Below are 20,096 nucleotides of genomic sequence, written 5' to 3'. Positions count from 1 at the left end.
TCTGCCCGTCCCTCTCCTTCCCCTTATATCCCGCTATCGTTACTTAACCTTTTAAAAATTAAAACCAGTAAGGCGGCAGCAAACAATTACAGGAGTCAGTGAGGCGGCAGCAAAAGGCACAAGAGCAAGTGAAGCGGCGGGCAGGTAGCGGAGTAAAGCCTCCGCGTCAGGGATGACGCGGCGGAGTCCCCAGGGATGGGTTCACGACGTCTTTACGCAGCGCCTGCCCGCCGCCGAACAGACTGAAATCACCCTAAACTCAGCCAGACACCGAACAGACTGAAACCACCCTAAACTTCAGCCCTGAAGCCGAACAAAACCAAAGCACCACAGAAAGCACATGACATTCAAATTGAAAGAGCTAACCTGGATAGCAAAATTTTTCCCTGAGCAACGTAATACACGCCATCAAACAAAAACAAGCATCCCTCATGCTCTAACACGCTAAACCCTTTATTTCCACACTCAAAATAGACACCAATACTCCCTTCCTCAATTCCTTCCAGCTTGTACTCATAGATATCAGTTATCTTCTTGCCAACGTAACTGGCTAATTCATTAGCTGTCTGTACCGGCCAGGCAAATTCATCGTCAATATCTTTGATATCCCTAAGTTCGGGTTCTGTTTTTTCATATGTCCAGGTTAAAACGCCTTCATCAATACTTAACGATACCCAACCAGAATCAGAACACTGGAAAAACAACACAAGCATCCGACAAACCATCTCATCCTCTATGTAAAAAGAACGAAACCTAAAATCTTTAAAATATTCATTAGCCAACATACACTCCCCCTTTTAAAATTTCGATGACCTTTCAGGAATTAAGGTATCAAAATCATATTTATCATCAGATAGAACTCTTAAACTTACGGTACTGTTTGTCTTTTCACTATAGACATGGATTAAATCATACTTACCCCGGACAGAGGAACTGGGGAGGATCGTGCTAATCTGCGTTGCGTTTTCTAACGTTTCCTTCACTATTTCTTTTGCCTGCTCAATGCCAGCTTTACTTGCCTCATAAGGTAAACGTCCTTGTCCAATCTTGACTCCTAACTTTCTGTTAAGGTTGGCTGATTGTGTAAAAATGAAGTCGCTAACATTACCAAAATTTTTAAGTTTTACCCTTTCTCCTTCGATTTTATTCATAGCTTTAACCGCTGCACTCTTCGTTTTTATAGAAGAGTGAAAAACCTCGGGAGATATTCTTCCCATCGTTAAGCCAGCGGCTATCGAAGCACCTGTTATAAGCAAACCTTTGGTCTGATCCGACATTATCTGGTCATAACCGGCGGGTGCCTCGCCTCCCAGTTGTTGCGCGATCAGCCTGAACCCTTCAGGGTTGCCGTTATAAATTCCACCTGCCGCCAGCAGCCGTCCGGCGGCTTTGCTGTTGATAGTGCTCAGCGGCGTGGGCTGCTTTATTTGGGTCTGGCGGGCAGGTAACACCGTGGGACGCGGTTTTCCGCCCCGTTTTCTGTAGTCGCGGCGGGCAACCGACCGGTTATATTCCCGGATAATAGCCCGCGCTCCGTCAAACTTAAACGCCAGCGGGTCGCGGCAAATCAGTGCGCCGTGCTCATCAATATAAAACAGCCTTCCCTTTGCGAAAGAAAACCCACCGAGCATCACCACCTCGCCGCTGAATACCATTCTTTGTAGCTTTTCCTGCTCACGCGGCCCATGCGGCGGCGGCTGGTTGGTATAACCGTTAAAGTCGCGCTCATACATATTAATCAGCTTAAAATTCAGCGTCTGGCGGTCATTAAAAACATATTTATCTTTAATTCTGGACCAGGAAAAAACAGGGCTGGTTATTTCCTCATATCTTTCTGGTGACAAATCGTCACGCGGCAGGTAATAAAGATCGTTTCCGGGCAGGCTGAAACTCATACACCATATCCTTATGGTAAAAATAACTGATCCAACCATTACATAATTAATAGATTTGCTTCAAGCCAGAATAATCCATTCTTTTAACCCGAACACACTTTCAGAATAATGGGTTGAATCATATATTTACTGCAAATAATAACGGGTATATTTTATATGAAAAGGTAATCCAGAATGGATATTAAAACCAACCATATAAGTTGTAATAAATATTAATTTTAGCCACTTTAAAGACTAGCACAACGATATATCGAATGTGATGTTTTCCCGTTACGAAAAAGTTGATTGATGCCGGTCAAAAGAAGGCTACTGGTGTCGGTCAAAAGAAGGCTACTGGTGCTGGTCACGAGACGGTTACTGGTGCTGGTTAAAAGAAGGCTACTGGTGCTGGTCACGAGACGGTTACTGGTGCTGGTTAAAAGAAGGCTACTGGTGCTGGTCACGAGAGGGACGGGCAGTTCCCGCGGGACGGCATAAACCCATCCCTGGGGCCTCCGCCCGCGCCTTCCCTGCAGCGGGAGGCCCGCCTACTCTGCCCGTCCCTCTCCTTCCCCTTATATCCCGCTATCGTTACTTAACCTTTTAAAAATTAAAACCAGTAAGGCGGCAGCAAACAATTACAGGAGTCAGTGAGGCGGCAGCAAAAGGCACAAGAGCAAGTGAAGCGGCGGGCAGGTAGCGGAGTAAAGCCTCCGCGTCAGGGATGACGCGGCGGAGTCCCCAGGGATGGGTTCACGACGTCTTTACGCAGCGCCTGCCCGCCGCTGAGCGAACTGAAATCACCCTAAACTCAGCCAGCCGCCGAACAGACTGAAATCACCTTAAACTCAGCCAGCCACCGAACAGACTGAAATCACCCTAAACTCAGCCAGCCACCGAACAGACTGAAACCACCTTAAACTCAGCCAGCCGCCGAACAGACTGAAACCACCCTTAACCCAGCCAGCCGCCGAACAGACTGAAATCACCCTAAACTCAGCCAGACACCGAACAGAGTGAACCCCCGCGCGCGCTAACGCTTATCACAGCGCCTTGTGATACAAGCGAACCACCACATCCGGATAATCCAACGCATCGCCGATATAACGCCAGCCAAAACGCTCGTAATAATCCGCACACAACGAATACAAATAGAGATCCGGAAAACCCCGTGCCCGACACCAGGCTTCAGCATAACTTTGCAGCGCCGCGCTTAACCCACTGCCGCGCGCGCTTTCATCCACATACAATGCCGCCAGCCACGGAAAAAGATCCTGACGGCTAATCAAATCGCAACGCCAGACGCCTACCGTCCCCACGGCACGAACGCCATCCAGCGCCACAAACGTCTGCGGGAAATCAGCGCCGCGCACGCTGCTCTCTATCACGCTGGCGAAAAAAGCGCGGCTCTGCTGATCGCCAAACGCCTGCCACAGCCACTCCACCAGCTGCGGCTGATACTGCGGAGCCTCAGATAACGGAACAATATGCCAGCGGCTCATACCAGCTTACCCTGAAAAATTGGTACTGACTCAAACAGATAACCATCAAAATCTGGCGCATCGGCATCCGACAGCTCCATCAGCGTATTCTTCACATTCTCCAGATGCTGCCACATTCCCTGCCAGGCTCCCATCACATCTCGTCGCCGCAAAGCGGCCAGAATCGTCTGATGATCGCTCAGCCACTTCAAACGGTAACTGCGCGTCTCAATATGCCTGCGCAACTGCTGCCACAGTGGATTATTTTCATGATGCCGCCAGATACTTTTTACCGTATCCATCAGCATCTGATTCTGCGTCGCACCCGCCAGCAAAAGATGAAACAAGCGATCGTTATCCTGACTGGTATCGTCCAGCGCAATTGCGCGCTGCTCCTGTTCCAGCGTGCGGCGTAAATTTTCAATATCGGCTTTGGTCGCCATGCGCGCAGCGAAAGCGGCAATATTACTCTCCAGCAGCTGACGCGCCTGCAACATCTCAAATGGGCCGACATCGCTGCGGAAAAAAGCTTCCTCTTCATCGCTGCTGGCGCTGGGAATACGCATCACATACACGCCAGAACTTTGACGAATATCGACCGTTCCCTCCAGCTCCAGCATCAGCAACGCCTCGCGAACGATGGTTCGGCTCACGCCCCACGTCTCAGCAAGATGGCGCTCCGGCGGTAAGCGTGAGCCAACCGGATAAAGCCCGGCCACAATCTGCTGGCGCAAATGTTCGCCAATCTCCTGATACTGCTTTCTCTCTTGCGGCGCTGCGCCCTTATCCACTTCATCACCCTTAGTCCGTTGACTACACCATCCCGTAGCGCCTGATTAACCGGTAACAACAGATGGCAACACGTCGCTAGTTTATCAAAGCCAGCGCCTGATCGAGTACTTTTGCGCCATTTAGCGTGCCGTAAGCCAGCGTATCGATCACTGCGATCGGGATCCGTTGACTGTCGGTCAGCTTACGGTTCTCCTCCAGCTTAAAACGCACCTGCGGCCCCAGCAGCACCACGGCTACCTCGCCAGCATAGTTTTGTAGCTCCTCGCGCAACTCTTGCTCCGGAATAGCATAAATCTGGTAGTTCAGGCCGCGTGCCGCCGCCTCTTTCTCCATGCGCGTCACCACCATTGAGGTCGACATACCTGCAGCGCAGGCCAGTATGATACGTTTCATTTTCGGATCCTTATCGGGGTTGATCATCCAGCGTCAGGGTCAGCTGGCGGCTATCACGCAGCTGGCGAAACCAGCGCGCTGACTTCTTCATGCGTCGCTGACGCTGATTCTCTAAATCGATTTCAATCAGGCCATAGCGATTTTTAAAGGCGTTCATTGGCGAAACGTTATCGGTAAACGCCCACAGCATATAGCCCCGACAGTTAATGCCCGCCTGACGGGCAAGCAATGCTTCATATAAATGCTCAGCGATAAAATCGATGCGGTAATCGTCCTGAATCTCGCCCCGTGCATTCCTGAAACGCGCTTCGTTCTCAATTCCCATGCCGTTTTCTGCAATAAACCACGGGAAATTGCCGTACTCATCACGCATCCGGCAGGCGATATCCGCCACAATGCGTGGCTGAATCTCCCAGCCGCGTGACGGATTCATCCTGCGGCCCGGCAGCTCAAACGGCTCATAATAACGAGCGGGATGAAACGGCGTTTCGGCATGCCAGGCGCGCGACGGCGCTTTTACCCGATGCGGATAGTAAAGATTCAACCCCACTTCATCGACGCGATGCGCTGCGATCAATGCCAGATCTTCATCACTGTACTGCCAGGCAACCTGATGCTGCGCTAACAGCTGCAGCAGCGCTGGCGGGTACTCGCCTTTGATCGCTGGATCGAGAAACACCCGGTTGTAGAACAGGTCATACATCTCTGCGGCATGTCTGTCGTGCGGCGCGCTGGAACGCGGCCAGGTTACCTCCGGGTTTAAAATCGTTCCGATGCTGCCCGGCCAGCCTCCGGCGCGAAACAGCGCCACAACGCGCGCGGTCGCCAGATTTTTATGATGATTCCACTGCATCCAGGTCGCGGTACTTTGCTGATACGGCCAGCGCAGCGCGTCAAGGTATACGCGGGTTTGCACCACAATGGGTTCATTAAACACAAACCAGCGTTTAACCCGATGGGCATAGCGCGCAAACACCGTCTCCGCGTAGCGAACAAAGAGATCCACCACCTTTCTCGCGCCCCAGCCGCCATACTTTTCCAGTAGCGTCGCCGGCAGCTCGTAATGCTCCAGGCAGAGCATCGGCTCAATGCCACTGGCCTCCATCTCATCAAGCAGACTGTCGTAATAGCGGGCGTACTCCTCATCCACTTCCGCCGTTTCATAATCCAGCAGAAAGCGCGACCAGTTAATAGAGGTGCGATAGTGCGTCAGCCCACAGGCTTTCATTAGCGCCACATCTTCCCGATAGCGATTGATAAAATCGGTCGCTACCGCCGGGCCGTAGCCGTTATGCCAGACATGTCGATCGTGCTGATACCAGGCATCCAGATAAGAGTCCTGCCCCGCCTTCTTACCGTGCCAGCCTTCGGTTTGCCAGGCGGACGCCGCCGCGCCCAGCATAAAATCCACGGGAATATCGATAGTGACTTTGCTCATCTCTGTTCCTTAAGGCTGCGCCAGTTCTGGCTGCTGCAGGGCTTTCGCCTCGGCGGCTTCGGCGCGGCGTGCGGCAATTTTGACAAACGGCAGATAGATCAGCACCGAAACCACAATACACACCAGCTGGGTTACCACCGCGCCCATTGAACCGGCGGTAGAGAGCCAGGCATTAATAATCGGCGGCGTTGTCCAGGGCACCATCACCACCGCTTTACCCGCAAACCCCGTGAGCGTCGCAAAATAGCCGATGGTGCCGGTTACCAGCGGCGTAATAATGAAAGGGATCGCCAGGATAGGATTCAACATAATCGGCATACCGAAAATTACCGGCTCATTGATATTAAACAACCCTGGTCCAAACGAAAGCTTGGCGATCTCGCGCATCTCTTTACGTTTGGTTGCCAGCATCACCGCCGTCAGCAGGCCGATGGTCAGGCCAGAGCCACCAATACTCATATAGACATCCCAAAACGGCATGGTAATGATATTGGGTGCCTCTTTTCCCTGCTCGAAGGCGTTCATGTTCACCAGAATCGCTCCCAGCAACAGCGGCTCACGGATCGGTTTAATCATTTGATTGCCATGAATGCCAATCACCCAGAACAGCTGGGCGACAAACATCAGCAGTAAAATGCCCCACAGGCTCTGCACCACCGATTCCAGCGGCTGTTGCACCACACGATAAACCGCATCGTAGAGGTAGAGTCCACTGACCCGATGGAAAATAAAGCCGAAGGTGGCGATAGCCGACACGGTAATGATCGCCGGGATCAACGCAGAGAAAGAGGCGGAAACATTGGGCGGCACGGTATCGGGCATTTTGATTTTTAGCCGCTCAACATTTTCCAGCCGACAATATATTTCTACCGATAAGATAGCGATAAACATACCGAGAAACAGGCTTTTGGTATCAGAAAACTGCTTCGCCAGCACATCGGTAACCAGCCGCATCTGCCCGTCGACCATCATCTGCAGCGTGGTCGGCGTAACGGCAATAAAGCAGATTACCGCCAGCAGGCCGGGAAACAGCGTTTTGATGCCGTTAATCCGCCCCAGCTCAATACCGATTAAAAATACCGCGCCGATATTCAGGAAGCTGAGCGTGGCGTAGTTAATACTGGTGGTAATGGGTTTGAGATCGGCCAGGAAAGAGAGCGCCTGGAAACTGGCCAGGCCGTTTTTAGCATCCAGCACCATATTAGAGATCAGCACTGAAAAAGCGCCCACGATAATCACCGGCATCAGCGTAATAAAAGACGCTTTGATCGCCATAATATAGCGATAGCTGTTAAAGCGCGTGGCGAAGCTCCCCAGCGAGTCAATCAGTCGATCCTGTAGAGACATAAGCAATAACCTCAGGGTAAGTGAGTAATCGTCCTGTTGTGACAACCCAACCCTTCCCTGATATGGCATACCAAAATTAGCCGAATGCACGCTTTTTTCTGTGAGCTTTAGCGCAGTTCGCTTATTTGGTATTCCAATATGATGATTAACCCAAATCTGGTATACCAATAATCGAGGTGAGTATGGATTTTGAACAGGTCATCATGGAACTGCTGATTAACGCTGGCGAGGCGCGTTCTCATGCAATGAGCGCTATTCAGGCAGCGCGTCGACGTGAATGGCAGCAGGCGGACCAGGCGCTGACTGCCTCGGCAGAAGCCTCTAAAGCGGCGCATCGCATTCAAACGCAGTTGATCGGGGCTGATGAGGGCGAAGGAAAGTTACCGGTGACCTTGATCCTGGTACATGCGCAGGATCATTTGATGAACGCTATGCTCTGCCGGGATCTGGCAGAAGAGATCGTATTACTGCGTAAAGAGCTGCTGGCGTAAAAAGCAGGCCGTTCCCGCTAGCGCAGCAGAAACGGCCCTCTGTTTATAGCTCCAGCGCCAGCAGCTCCTGGATGGTCTGGCGACGGCGGATTTCGCGCGCTTCGCCGCCATCAAACAGCACCTCCGGGATCAGCGGACGGCTGTTGTAATTGGAAGACATCGATGCGCCGTACGCGCCGGTATCATGAAACACCAGATAATCGCCCGGTGCCGTTACCGGAAGCAGGCGGGTTTCAACCTTGCCGCCTTCCAGCTGGGTAAAGACATCGCCCGATTCGCATAGCGGCCCCGCCACCACGGTTTCACGCTGCTCTCTTTGTGCAGCAGCGCCGTCAGCAGAAAGCAATGAAATATGATGGTAACTGCCGTACATCGAAGGACGCATAAGATCGCTGAAGCCTGCATCCACCAGTACAAAATGGCGGCTGCCCATCTCTTTCACCGCCCGCACCTGCGCAACCAGAACCCCTGCCTCGGCCACCAGGAAACGCCCCGGCTCGATCTCTAATTTCACCGCATGGCCCAGATGCGCCGCAATACGTTCGCGCGCGCTGTGCCACAGGCTGTAATAGTGCTGCGTATCGATCGCCTCTTCACCGTAACGATAAGGGATCGACAGCCCGCCGCCGGCGGAGATCGCCGTGATATCCCGATCCAGCGCGATAACCTGGCTTACCATCGCATCGCATACCTGTTCCAGATGGCCATAGTCCACCCCGGAACCGATATGCATATGAATGCCTGCCAGTTGCAGATCGTACTGCTGAATAGCGTCCAGCGCCTGCGGCAAGTCGCTGTGCCAGATACCATGCTTGCTGTTTTCGCCGCCAGTATTGGTTTTTTGACTGTGTCCGTGGCCAAAGCCCGGATTAACCCGCAGCCAAACCGGATGACCCGGCGAGCGCTCGCCTAGCTGATGCAGCATGTCCACCGATCCGGCATTGACCGGAATGCACAGCTCGGCAATGCGTGCCAGCGTGGGTTTATCCAGCACGTCAGCGGTAAACACGATCTCATCGCCACCCGCCACATAGCCTGCCGCCAGCGCACGCTCAATTTCGCCCAGAGAAACGGAATCGACCTTCACGCCCGCTTCACGCATCAGACGCAGAATATGGATATTCGAGCAGGCTTTCTGAGCGAAACGCACCACGTCAAACTGCTGTAGCTGGGCGATGCGCTGGCGAATAATATTAGCGTCATAAGCCCAAAATGGACCATCATAGCGTTCGGTGAGCGGCAGCAGATTTGCGGCGTTCAGGGCGCTGTCAGCGTGATTGAGCGGGCGCGGCATAATACGTCTCCTTGAAATTTTCTCTATTACGCCATAGCCCTTCTAGAGAGAAAAATATCTGTTTCTGCAGAGTCTATGCAAATATGATATGGCTTTCGCTTCCGGAGAGATCATGGCTAACATCACCCATCGGCATATAGAGATTTTTCACGCGGTGATGACCAGCGGCAATCTCACTGCCGCTGCCGAACTGCTGCATACCTCTCAGCCAACCGTTAGCCGCGAGCTGGCTCGGTTTGAAAAATTAACCGGGCTGAGCCTGTTCGAACGCGTACGTGGTCGTTTGCAGCCTACCGTGCAGGGCCTGCGCCTGTTTGAAGAGGTGCAACGATCCTGGTACGGTCTCGATCGCATTATCAGCGCAGCGGAAGGGTTGCGTCAGTTTCGCCAGGGCGAACTCTCTATCGCCTGTCTGCCGGTTTTCTCTCAGTCTTTGCTGCCGCCACTCTGCCAGCCTTTTTTACAGCGCTATCCCGACCTCAGTTTGAATATTATCCCACAAGAATCGCCATTGCTGGAGGAGTGGCTGTCAGCCCAGCGCCACGATCTCGGCCTGACCGAAACCCATGTTACGCCCGCCGGCACCGAGCGCATCGAGCTGTTAACGCTAAATGAGGTTTGCGTTTTGCCTGCCGATCACCCGTTAGCCTCGCGCAAGCAGCTTACGCCACAGGATTTTGCCGGGGAAAGCTATATCAGCCTGTCGCGCAGCGATAGCTATCGACAGCTGTTGGATGCGCTGTTTCATGAACAGAACGTACAGCGCAGGATGGTAATGGAAACGCACAGCGCGGCGTCGGTATGTGCGATGGTGCGGGCAGGTATCGGCATTTCAGTAGTGAATCCGCTGACGGCGCTTGATTATGCAGCCAGCGGCATTGCCATCAGACGTTTTAGTGTGGAAGTGCCCTTTACGGTGAGCCTGATCCGCCCGCTGCATCGTCCGGCGTCGGCGTTGGTTAGCGCCTTTAGCCAGCATCTGCAGCATGAGACCGCACAGTTTCAGGTGAAGCTCGACGCGCTGCTTGATTAACCGGTCGGCGCAGTTAACCTAACAGCAACAGGCAGGAGAGATCATCTCCGCCGTTTATTTCGTTAATGGCTTTATCGAGGTTATCCGCTGTTTGGGCAGAATGGCCGACATACTGGTAATAGTCGGCAAACAGAGTAAGCACATCCTCCTGTTTAATGTCTTTATACAGCGACTTCACCGCAAGTGAAATTTTGAGGAAGAAATAGTCCATCACCATGCGGTAAAACAGCCGCATAATAAGAGAAAGATCTTTGCCGGGAAACCAGCTGGTATAGAGCTGATAAAGTAAATAATTGCGCAACACATAAGGATCTTTCAGACATGAAGTGGCACAAAGCTGCTGCCATTGCTGATTAAGACGAGCGAATTTATTTTTCAGATCAGCTTTATTAGAAGCTTCTTCCTCAAGATATTCCGCAATAGAAATATAATCAGCGCGAAGAGAGTAATTCCGCGTGGTAGTATTTATATCTTTATAAATTGCCATAATTGCGCGAAGCTTCAACAAGGCCGACTGCTCTCGTTCTTCGTTATTGACTGACAGTTGACCGCTGTGTAGCGACGCGAGTAATTCTTCATAGAACGCTTCAGCTTCAGCAAGCCGCCCCGACAAATCAAAATTTATACGTTGTAGATACAAAACAAACTGCGCCAGGGCAAATAAGTTGGCCTCAATATCGTTACTTTGCGCCGCGATCAGGTTCCAGGCAAACAGGTGAATAAGCTGATTGGCTTGCCCTAAGCTATCCTTATAAAGCAGTTTACTTTTAGCCGCTGAGGCAAGAAGGTTGATTTCTTCGTGCTGTTGCATACTGTCTTCAGCAAATAATACCAGACGCACCACTTCAGAACAGGCCATCGTCAGGCCACGGCGTAACTGATCGCCCCAGATACGCTGTGTCCTTGGATAGATCGCACAGGTTGGAGAGAGCGCGTCGCCCCCTAACTTTTGGTGCACTCTACATAACTTGTCGGCTGTAAAAAAAGGACACGTTCCCTCGTCATTAAACTTAATAATGGAATATTTCTTTCTTCCCGCCCGGGTTAACGCAAGGGCGTTCTTCGCCACGCTTCTTATTTCTTCATCGCGCGAATTAATATAGTTATCATGTGTTTTTTTATCTATGTAAATAATCCATCCATGGCAACAGTGATTTAAGCATTCCGGACCCGTGCATCTGAACTTTTTATAAAAGTTTGGGGTGATGATTTTGCGTACTTTCATAGATTAACACCCTGATATAAAACCGCTAAGGTAACATAAAGTGTTAATAACCCAATGGGATATAAGCGCACACTTTAGCGCGCAATTAGGCATAACACGTTCGGATAACAGAGAGAGTTATACGATGGATAACCAAACAATTCCCGGCGAACAGATTGATGATTTAGGTTTTATAAGAATGTCTGGAAACAGCGTGGATAAGGCAATGAAAGGGATACAACATGGAGGAAAATAGCCTGGCGGGCAGCGCTGACGACGCGAGGCCGCCAGCGCATTAACGCTCGGTTGAATTACGCGTTTACCGGCTGCGCTTTACCGTTGGCGCGACGGAAGGTAATCAGGCAGACAATCAGGCCGATTGCAGCCAGCACGGCGGCTGCCACCGGCACCGCAGTCAGGCCGTAGCCGCCTTCAATAACCGCACCACCAACCCAGGCACCCAGCGCATTGCCTACGTTAAACGCAGAAATGTTCAGGGTAGAAACCAGGTTTGGTGCCTCTTTACCGTGGCGCACCACGTTAATCTGCAGCCCCGGCACGGTAGCAAATGTTGCCATCGCCCACAGGAACAGGGTGATTTCCGCCAGCCACAGCCCGTGACTGGTCCAGCTAAAGGCCAACGAGAAAAGCGCAATCAGCGCAAAGCTCAGGATCAGGCTGAAAGAAACTTTCCAGTCCGCCAGCTTGCCGCCGATGATATTGCCTACCGTCAGACCCGCGCCGATCAGGAACAGCGTCCAGCTCACGCCGCGATTGCTGATGCCGGTAACCTGCAACAGCAGCGGTGCGATATAACTAAACAGAGCAAACATTGCCGCCGCAAAGCAGACCGTCATCAGCAGCGACAGCCAGAGCTTACCATTCGCCAGCGCACTGATTTCACTGCCGAGATGCACCGGCTTCTCATCTTTATTAGTCGGCAGGCTAACGATCAAAGCCACAAAGGCCAGTACGCCAATTATCGCTACGCCCCAGAAGGTGGCGCGCCAGCCAAACAGCTGACCAAACCAGGTACCGAGCGGTACGCCCAGTACGTTAGCCAGCGTCAGGCCGGTGAACATGAGCGCAACCGCTGAAGCCTGACGATTAGGCGCAACCAGGCTGGCAGCCACCACCGAACCGATACCAAAAAAGGCACCATGACACAGCGCGGTAACAACACGTGCCAGCATCAACAGGTTATAGCTATAAGCCAGTGCGCACAGGATGTTGCCGATAATAAAAATCGACATCAGCAGGATCAGCGTGCGTTTGCGCGGTAACCGTGCGGTCAGCAGCGCCATGACCGGCGCGCCGATTGCGACGCCCAGCGCATAGCCGCTGATCAGCCAGCCGGCGGAAGGGATCGACACGCGCAGATCGCCCGCCACCTCCGGCAGTAACCCCATAATAACGAACTCAGTGGTGCCGATTGCAAACGCACTCAGCGCCAGCGCCAGTAATGAAACAGGCATAACATTCTCCAGAAACGATGATTGCAGACTCCAGGCAGGCCGCTGTCAGGCAGCGGATTGGATGACGCGTTGTAATGCTGCATCTATTTATTGCGCCACGCGGCTATTAAAGCACAACGCTAATGTGACAAACACCCCGAAACCGGCAAGGGTTTATTGCGCTACGAGCAATAATCCTGCACTGAACAGTTACGCAGCGCACATCGTCTTTAAGAGGATTCCTTTAAGCACACTTAACGATTAACAGCGGTATTTGATAAAGTTGCTCTTCACTATCCTTCAATGCTGCGAAATGTAACGTTATTGTGATTTTTAGCAGATATATTAAGCACTAAAGAAAGCGCAGCGGCTGCCGATATCCTGACAAGGTATTAACAGCGCTTAATGATTATATCGTGGAGTGGTTATGCGTAAGAGCTTTGCCCTGCTGGTTTTAAGTTTGACCGGTTGTTCAGTCGGTCATTATGAATACAGTAAAGAGGCCCAAAAGCGCGTTGATATGACCGTAACCGGCATTCCCACGGTGCTGGGTCTCGGCACGCTGGGCACCACAATTCCTTTGACTGCGGACTATAGCCTGACCGCCGCCCACGTTGCGAAGTTCTCTTTATACAAGGTTAAGGCCTGGCATCCTGAGTGCGATCTGGCGATCGTTTACCATAAGAATGACGAGAAAAATCTGCCGCCACGCTTTCGTAACGGCTTTATGGGCGACCGGATAAATCTCTACGGCTACAGTTTTTATACTGCGATGCCGGTCTCTTCATCCGGTAAAAACCTGGCGAATAGCAACCTGAAAAACAGCTGGAATAAGCAGGGCTGTGTGGTGGTCGCGGCAGACGCAGGCGTGGTACAGGGAATGTCTGGCGGCGCGGTTTATAACGCTTCTGACGATACGCTGGCTGGGGTAATAGTCGGCTACAGCGCAAAGATTAACGACAAGAAAAGCGGCAAAACGCTGTATAAGCACACCGCGCTTTATGTGCCTTATTCACAGTTTTCGGACTGGCTGACGGCAGAGACAAAATCGTAAGCGCCGGTGCCTGCCCGGCCCCCTACTCTCACGACTTATCTGGTAGCCCGTTATGCGCACCCAGGGTTTGCAACGGCGGATCGCGCCAACGATCGCTTCGGGTCGCCTCATACTCAGGGTTCAGCGGATAATGGATGCGATTTTCCTCTTTGTTCGCTTCGCCCACCACCAGTAATCGGGCTTCCGCCGTCCCGTTATTAATAAAGGTATGACAAATCCCCGTTCCCGCAGGAAAAGCCACCGCATCGCCCGGCTGCAAGGAATAGAGTTCGCCATTGATCCAGACATCAGGCTGCCCTTCCAGCACGTAAACGAACTCCTCTTCCGCACTTTCAGCATGTGGATAAGAGAGGCGACGCCCGGGCAACAGGCGCTCGTGATGGATGCCGATGCGTGTTAATCCCAGCGCACGCCCCAGCGGCGCGCCGATGCCCATGTGCTCACTACTGCCGCTGTAATGCGCTTCATCAGGCGCTTCCAGTTCTTGCCAGTGACGAATAAAGCCGGGACGCGCTTTTAGCTGCATGCTTTCAACTCCCTACAGAAAGAATCTTTTGAGCATGGCAAAGGAAAAAGAGAATCTCAAGAGAGAGCAGCAGAAGCCGCTGGGTGGGAACCAAAATAAAAAGGGACGCCTGAGCGTCCCTTTTAGCAGAATGGCCTGAATTACTTCGCAGACGGACGCAGCGCCGGGAACAGGATAACGTCACGAATGGTGTGGCTGTTGGTGAACAGCATTACCAGACGGTCGATACCGATGCCGAGACCAGCGGTCGGCGGCAGGCCATGCTCCAGCGCGGTGACGTAATCTTCATCGAAGAACATGGCTTCATCATCACCGGCATCTTTCGCTTCCACCTGCTGACGGAAACGATCAGCCTGATCTTCAGCATCGTTCAGCTCGGAGAAGCCGTTGCCGATTTCACGTCCGCCGATAAAGAATTCAAAACGATCGGTGATTTCCGGGTTGGTGTCGTTACGACGAGCCAGCGGAGAGACTTCTGCCGGATATTCAGTGATAAAGGTCGGCTGGATCAGATGACTTTCCGCCGTCTCTTCAAAGATCTCGGTAACGACGCGGCCCAGGCCCCAGCTTTTTTCTACTTTGATACCCAGCGAGCGCGCAATCGCCACCGCTTTATCAAAGTCTTCCAGATCGGCGAGGTTGGTTTCCGGACGATATTTCTGAATCGCTTCTTTCATCGTCAGTTTGGCAAACGGCTTGCCAAAATCAAACGTCTGGTCGCCGTATGGCACTTCAGTGGTGCCCAATACATCCTGCGCCAGCGTGCGGAACAGGCTTTCGGTCAGCTCGATCAGATCTTTGTAATCGGCGTAGGCCATATAGAGTTCCATCATGGTGAACTCAGGGTTATGGCGCGGCGAGATACCTTCATTACGGAAGTTACGGTTGATTTCAAATACCCGATCAAAACCGCCTACAACCAGGCGTTTCAGGTAGAGTTCCGGCGCGATACGCAGGTACATGTCGATATCAAGCGCGTTGTGATGCGTGATGAACGGACGTGCAGAAGCACCGCCAGGGATCACCTGCATCATCGGCGTTTCCACTTCCATAAAGTCACGGCCAACCATGAACTGGCGGATGCCGGCCATGATCTGCGAGCGAATTTGGAAGGTTTTACGCGACTCTTCGTTGGCGATCAGATCCAGATAGCGCTGACGATAGCGGGTTTCCTGATCGGCCAGGCCGTGGAATTTATCCGGCAGCGGACGCAGCGCTTTAGTCAACAGGCGCAGTTCGGTGCAATGGATAGAAAGCTCGCCGGTTTTGGTTTTAAACAGTTTGCCGCGCGCGCCAAGGATGTCGCCCAGGTCCCACTTTTTAAACTGTTCGTTATAGAGGCCTTCCGCCAGGTCATCGCGCGCGACGTAAAGCTGAATACGTCCGCCAACGTCCTGCAGCGTAACAAATGACGCTTTACCCATGATGCGGCGCGTCATCATACGACCCGCCACGCTGACTTCAATATTCAGCGCTTCCAGCTCTTCGTTTTCTTTATCATCGTACTGAGCGTGCAGCTGGTCAGAGACGCTGTCGCGGCGGAAGTCGTTCGGGAACGCCACGCCCTGTTCACGCAGCGCGCTGAGTTTTTCACGGCGCGCTTTCAGTTCGTTGTTAAGTTCCAGCGCATCATCAGCGCCTTGTGATTGTTGTTCAGACATATTTAGAGTCCTGCTTTCAAACTTGCTTCAATGAAACGATCCAGATCGCCATCCAGCACAGCCTGGGTGTTACGGGTTTCTACGCCGGTGCGCAGATCTTTGATACGTGAATCATCCAGCACGTAGGAGCGAATTTGGCTGCCCCAGCCGATATCAGATTTGTTGTCTTCCAGTGCCTGTTTCTCGGCATTTTTCTTTTGCATTTCCAGTTCATAAAGCTTGGCTTTCATCTGCTTCATGGCCTGGTCTTTGTTTTTATGCTGAGAGCGATCGTTCTGACATTGGGTGACGGTGCCGGTTGGAATGTGGGTAATACGCACCGCTGATTCCGTACGGTTAACGTGCTGGCCGCCCGCGCCGGATGCGCGATAGACGTCGATACGCAGGTCCGCCGGGTTAATTTCGATATCGATATCGTCATCCACTTCCGGGTAGACGAAGGCGGAGCTGAAGGAAGTATGACGACGACCGCCGGAGTCGAACGGGCTTTTACGCACCAGGCGATGGACGCCAGTTTCTGTACGCAGCCAGCCAAAGGCATATTCACCGGCGATACGGATAGTGGCGGATTTGATGCCCGCGACTTCACCGTCGGAGACTTCGATGACTTCGGTTTTGAAGCCTTTATCTTCTGCCCAGCGCAGGTACATACGCAGTAGCATGCTGGCCCAGTCCTGAGCCTCCGTACCGCCGGATCCCGCCTGGAGATCGATGTAGCAGTCGGCGCTGTCATATTCTCCGGAGAACATGCGGCGGAATTCCAGTTCGCCCAGTTTTTTCTCCAGGATGTCCAGCTCGGCGACGGCTTCGTTGAAGGTTTCTTCATCGTCCGCTTCAACCGCCAGTTCCAGCAGGCCAGCCACGTCTTCCAGGCCCTGGGTCATTTGGTCAAGGGTGTCGACGATGGCTTCCAGCGTGGAGCGTTCTTTACCCAGCGCCTGGGCGCGCTCAGGTTCGTTCCAGACGTTGGGTTGTTCGAGTTCAGCGTTTACTTCTTCGAGGCGTTCTTTCTTGGCATCGTAGTCAAAGATACCCCCTAAGAACGTCGCTGCGCTCAGTGAGGTCCTGGATACGATTTTTCACCGGATTGATTTCAAACATGGCTTTAGGATCTTTTAAGAAGTGACATGAGATATAACAGGGGAGTTTAACCGAAAAGGCAGTGAGATTGTAGTTTTGTACGGCAATGTCGCGGCGAACGGGGCTGATGTTTGGGAAGAAAGCGCGGTGGCGGAGCGGCGTTGGGATGCGGTTCGGGGTTGTCGCGGCGGATCGACGCTGGTATTCAGACCGGGGGCGTCAGCAACAGGCGGGCCGTTCCATAAAGACGTCGTGAATCCATCCCTGGAGACTCCGCCGCGTCATCCCTGACGCGGAGGCTTTACTCCACGGCCCGCCTGTCGCTTCCCTGAGTTCAGCGTTAATGCGATAACAACAAGGCTCTCAAATGAGAGCCGAAAGTCATTATGGAGCAGAAAAAAATCATTCAAAAACGCGGGTAATTCCCTTGTGGATACATAATCCAGGTTGGTGTACCTGGTTTCCAGCATTTATTATTTGCATCTATCCCCCCCCCATATCTTTTCCCCTACCGTCAAAGATATTATTTGATGGACGTAAGCCATTAAGGTTCATCGCACCAGATATTTTTTGGGTTTCGACATGCAATAGCTTTCTTATAATAACACTCATTTTTCTTTATCAATAACACCCTTTCCTCTTTATTATGGAGAAGATTTCTCCAAACTTTCTTTTTTGCAAAATATCCCCCTGAAGTATGGTGACATAGCCTTGTGCTGGGTTAATCTCGCCAAGTCTCTTTTTGTTAATAAGCCATAATCCACATGCGGCATAAAGCTTACTTTCTTTTGTGGCTTTTTCTGACTGTATCACTCTTAAAAAAATATCTTCCCTGTGTGTTGAGGACATTATTTTTTCATAAAGTCGTTCACCTTCTGATTTTTTAGGCACAAACCCGTTATAGCCTATAGAGAAATATTTTATCTGTGCCAGCTCATCTTCAATGCTCATAGCATGAGGAGATAATGATACGCTAAACAATAGTAAAGAAATAAATTTAAACATTGTCACCTGTCTCTGTTTTCAAGCAGCAAAGTAATAAAACCCTGCTCCCATTAAATTGACAGGGATCACAATGTAATGAATTAACCGCAATCAATCATTAAAGGTATCAATGTAAACAGATTAATAATAATCTTGGTTTTTTGAATTATATGATGGTAATAAATGAGCGAATAATAAATTAGAGTGAAAGAAAAGCGCTGGCAGAAGAGATAGCTCCCTCATGCCAGCTTATGCTTATAACGGCCAGATATGCTCGATTAACAGTTGTACGCTGCGGTTGCCGCGAAACTCGTTCACATCCAGCTTATAGGCCAGCTCTACGTGCCGCACGCTGGCGTCAGGCCACAGGCGCGTATCCACGTTAAACGCGATACCGTCCAGTAACGGGCCACCGCCTAACGGCTCAATCATTACCTTCAGATGACGTTCGCCTACCAGCCGCTGCTGTAACAGCTTGAATTTGCCATCGAACACCGGCTCCGGAAACGCCTGTCCCCAGGGACCGGCATCACGCAGCATCTCTGCGGTGGGTAAGGTCAGCTCCTGCGCCATCAGCTCGCCATCGGACCAGATCACGCCCTGCAAGGCTTCTGCATCCAGCCAGTCGCCCACCAGCTCGCTAAACAGTGCGCTGAACTGCTCGAACTTCGACTCTTCCAGCGATAGCCCGGCAGCCATCGCATGGCCGCCGAACTTCAGAATCAAACCGGGATGCAGCGTATCCAACCGCTCCAGCGCATCTCGCAAATGCAACCCGGCGATTGAGCGACCAGAGCCTTTCAGAGTGCCGTCGCCCGCTGGCGCAAAGGCGATTACCGGACGATGAAAGCGCTCTTTCAGGCGCGAAGCCAGAATGCCAACCACGCCCTGGTGCCATTCAGGATGATAAAATGCCAGCCCTAAAGGCAACGCCTCGCTACTGCGCTCCAGCTGATTACAGAGCGTCAACGCTTCAGCCTGCATCCCCTGCTCAATCTCTTTACGCGTTTGGTTTAAAGCGTCCAGTTCGCTGGCCAGCATCCGCGCCTGCGCTAAGTCTTCCGTCAGCAACAGCGCCACGCCGACCGACATATCATCCAGACGGCCCGCCGCATTCAAACGCGGCCCCAGCGCAAAGCCCAGATCGCTGGCGGCCAGCTGACGCGCATCACGATTGGCGATTTCCAGCAGCGCACGGATCCCCGGACGACACTTGCCCGCACGGATGCGGCTCATGCCCTGCCAGACCAGAATGCGGTTATTGGCATCCAGCGGCACCACGTCCGCTACCGTGCCTAACGCCACCAAATCCAGCAGCTCCGCCAGATTAGGAATGCTCAGCCCATTGTCGAACCAGCCCTGCTCACGCAAATGCGCCCGCAGCGCCAGCATTAAATAAAACGCGACGCCAACTCCGGCTAGCGCCTTTGAAGGAAAAGTACTGTCGGTCAGGTTAGGATTAACGATCGCTTCTGCCGCTGGCAGCGTCTCGCCCGGCAGATGGTGATCGGTGACCAGCACCGGGATCCCTTTCTGATGCGCGCAGGTCACGCCCGCATGTGAGGAAATACCGTTATCGACCGTCAGAATTAACTCCGCGCCGCGCGCTGCCGCCTGCTCCACCACTTCCGGGCTCAGGCCATAGCCATCATCAAAGCGGTTAGGCACCAGATATTGCACATTCCGGCCGCCCATGCTGCGTAGTGCCAGCACGGTCAGCGCGGTGCTGGTCGCGCCGTCGGCATCAAAATCACCGACGATCATAATCTGTTTCTCATCGCGCAGCGCCTGATGCAGCAAGGCAACCGCCCGATCCATACCGCTTAAGCCCTGCCACGGATGCAGAAACTTCGCGCCGCGCTCCAGGGCGCGCTCATCGATTACGCCTCGCTGGGCATAGAGACGGCGCAGCAGCGGATGAAGATCCGCTGGCAGCGCCGCATTGTTTGCCGCCTCACGACGGCGGAGTTGCGTGGGTTTATTCACTGCT

General features: G+C 52.5%; 18 protein-coding genes. 3 read left to right on the top strand and 15 right to left on the bottom strand.

What is annotated here, in order from left to right; genetic code table 11:
• Positions 1-347 precede the first annotated feature (347 nt).
• The 7 genes from ACQE32_RS15205 to ACQE32_RS15175 all read right to left on the bottom strand — a co-directional run bounded on the left by ACQE32_RS15205 (position 348) and on the right by ACQE32_RS15175 (position 7,325).
• Positions 348-785: a hypothetical protein gene (locus ACQE32_RS15205; protein ID WP_426973639.1), complete on the bottom strand. Its 438-nt coding sequence runs from the start codon at positions 783-785 to the stop codon at positions 348-350.
• 12 nt (positions 786-797) lie between these two features.
• Positions 798-1,895, bottom strand: a complete 1,098-nt coding sequence (locus ACQE32_RS15200) for a hypothetical protein (RefSeq protein WP_427022038.1) — start codon at positions 1,893-1,895, stop codon at positions 798-800.
• A gap of 1,022 nt (positions 1,896-2,917) precedes the next feature.
• Positions 2,918-3,376, bottom strand: a complete 459-nt coding sequence (locus tag ACQE32_RS15195) for a GNAT family N-acetyltransferase (RefSeq protein ID WP_426973636.1) — start codon at positions 3,374-3,376, stop codon at positions 2,918-2,920.
• Positions 3,373-4,146, bottom strand: coding sequence for an FCD domain-containing protein (locus ACQE32_RS15190; RefSeq protein ID WP_085070295.1), 774 nt, complete (start codon positions 4,144-4,146; stop codon positions 3,373-3,375). Before ACQE32_RS15190 ends, ACQE32_RS15195 begins: the two co-directional genes overlap by 4 nt.
• 76 nt (positions 4,147-4,222) lie before the next feature.
• Complete coding sequence (locus ACQE32_RS15185; RefSeq protein WP_250650791.1) at positions 4,223-4,540, bottom strand: PTS sugar transporter subunit IIB; 318 nt, start codon at positions 4,538-4,540, stop codon at positions 4,223-4,225.
• A gap of 10 nt (positions 4,541-4,550) precedes the next feature.
• The gene (locus ACQE32_RS15180) at positions 4,551-5,978 is read right to left on the bottom strand and encodes a glycoside hydrolase family 1 protein (protein WP_427022037.1); all 1,428 of its coding nucleotides are present in this window, start codon (positions 5,976-5,978) and stop codon (positions 4,551-4,553) included.
• 9 nt (positions 5,979-5,987) lie between these two features.
• Positions 5,988-7,325 (bottom strand): PTS sugar transporter subunit IIC, encoded by a 1,338-nt coding sequence (locus ACQE32_RS15175; protein ID WP_085070291.1) that lies wholly within the window; start codon positions 7,323-7,325, stop codon positions 5,988-5,990.
• A 182-nt stretch (positions 7,326-7,507) separates the two neighbouring features.
• Here ACQE32_RS15175 and ACQE32_RS15170 point away from each other — a divergent pair, with 182 nt between their 5' ends.
• Positions 7,508-7,816, top strand: a complete 309-nt coding sequence (locus tag ACQE32_RS15170; RefSeq protein WP_426973629.1) for a PTS lactose/cellobiose transporter subunit IIA — start codon at positions 7,508-7,510, stop codon at positions 7,814-7,816.
• A 43-nt stretch (positions 7,817-7,859) separates the two neighbouring features.
• Here the strand turns inward: ACQE32_RS15170 and lysA are convergent, their stop codons facing one another.
• The gene (gene lysA, locus ACQE32_RS15165; protein WP_427022036.1) at positions 7,860-9,110 is read right to left on the bottom strand and encodes a diaminopimelate decarboxylase; all 1,251 of its coding nucleotides are present in this window, start codon (positions 9,108-9,110) and stop codon (positions 7,860-7,862) included.
• Positions 9,111-9,222: 112 nt separating this feature from the next.
• Between lysA and ACQE32_RS15160 the strand changes: the two genes are divergently transcribed.
• Entirely contained in the window at positions 9,223-10,143 is a 921-nt protein-coding gene (locus ACQE32_RS15160; RefSeq protein WP_426973626.1) for a LysR family transcriptional regulator, read from the top strand.
• 13 nt (positions 10,144-10,156) lie between these two features.
• Here ACQE32_RS15160 and fliB read toward each other — a convergent pair whose 3' ends face one another.
• Both fliB and ACQE32_RS15150 read right to left on the bottom strand, forming a co-directional pair.
• Positions 10,157-11,368 carry a flagellin lysine-N-methylase gene (gene fliB / locus ACQE32_RS15155; protein ID WP_427022035.1) on the bottom strand — a complete coding sequence of 404 codons (1,212 nt, stop codon included), beginning with the start codon at positions 11,366-11,368 and terminating at the stop codon, positions 10,157-10,159.
• A gap of 290 nt (positions 11,369-11,658) precedes the next feature.
• Positions 11,659-12,822: an MFS transporter gene (locus ACQE32_RS15150; RefSeq protein WP_426973623.1), complete on the bottom strand. Its 1,164-nt coding sequence runs from the start codon at positions 12,820-12,822 to the stop codon at positions 11,659-11,661.
• 406 nt (positions 12,823-13,228) lie between these two features.
• On the opposite strand from ACQE32_RS15150, the gene ACQE32_RS15145 reads away from it, so the two are divergent.
• Positions 13,229-13,855 carry a serine protease gene (locus ACQE32_RS15145; RefSeq protein WP_427022034.1) on the top strand — a complete coding sequence of 209 codons (627 nt, stop codon included), beginning with the start codon at positions 13,229-13,231 and terminating at the stop codon, positions 13,853-13,855.
• 28 nt (positions 13,856-13,883) lie between these two features.
• Here the strand turns inward: ACQE32_RS15145 and ACQE32_RS15140 are convergent, their stop codons facing one another.
• The 5 genes from ACQE32_RS15140 to recJ form a co-directional block, all read right to left on the bottom strand.
• Positions 13,884-14,381, bottom strand: coding sequence for a cupin domain-containing protein (locus tag ACQE32_RS15140; RefSeq protein ID WP_427022033.1), 498 nt, complete (start codon positions 14,379-14,381; stop codon positions 13,884-13,886).
• Positions 14,382-14,521: 140 nt separating this feature from the next.
• Positions 14,522-16,042: a lysine--tRNA ligase gene (gene lysS / locus ACQE32_RS15135; protein ID WP_426973618.1), complete on the bottom strand. Its 1,521-nt coding sequence runs from the start codon at positions 16,040-16,042 to the stop codon at positions 14,522-14,524.
• A gap of 2 nt (positions 16,043-16,044) precedes the next feature.
• A protein-coding gene (gene prfB / locus ACQE32_RS15130; protein ID WP_250652765.1) for a peptide chain release factor 2 occupies positions 16,045-17,143 on the bottom strand; the annotation gives its coding sequence in 2 pieces (ribosomal slippage) (positions 16,045-17,067 and positions 17,069-17,143; 1,098 coding nt in all).
• A gap of 600 nt (positions 17,144-17,743) precedes the next feature.
• Positions 17,744-18,127 (bottom strand): MchS3 family protein, encoded by a 384-nt coding sequence (gene mchS3, locus ACQE32_RS15125; protein ID WP_427022032.1) that lies wholly within the window; start codon positions 18,125-18,127, stop codon positions 17,744-17,746.
• A gap of 234 nt (positions 18,128-18,361) precedes the next feature.
• A complete protein-coding gene (recJ, locus tag ACQE32_RS15120; protein ID WP_426973616.1) occupies positions 18,362-20,092 on the bottom strand; it encodes a single-stranded-DNA-specific exonuclease RecJ in 1,731 nt (576 codons plus the stop codon).
• Between the last annotated feature and the right edge of the window lie 4 nt (positions 20,093-20,096).

The sequence above is a fragment of the Pantoea sp. FN0302 genome, from assembly GCF_050113775.1.
Lineage (GTDB): Bacteria > Pseudomonadota > Gammaproteobacteria > Enterobacterales > Enterobacteriaceae > Mixta > Mixta alhagi.
This window is presented reverse-complemented; position numbering and strand designations above follow the sequence as displayed.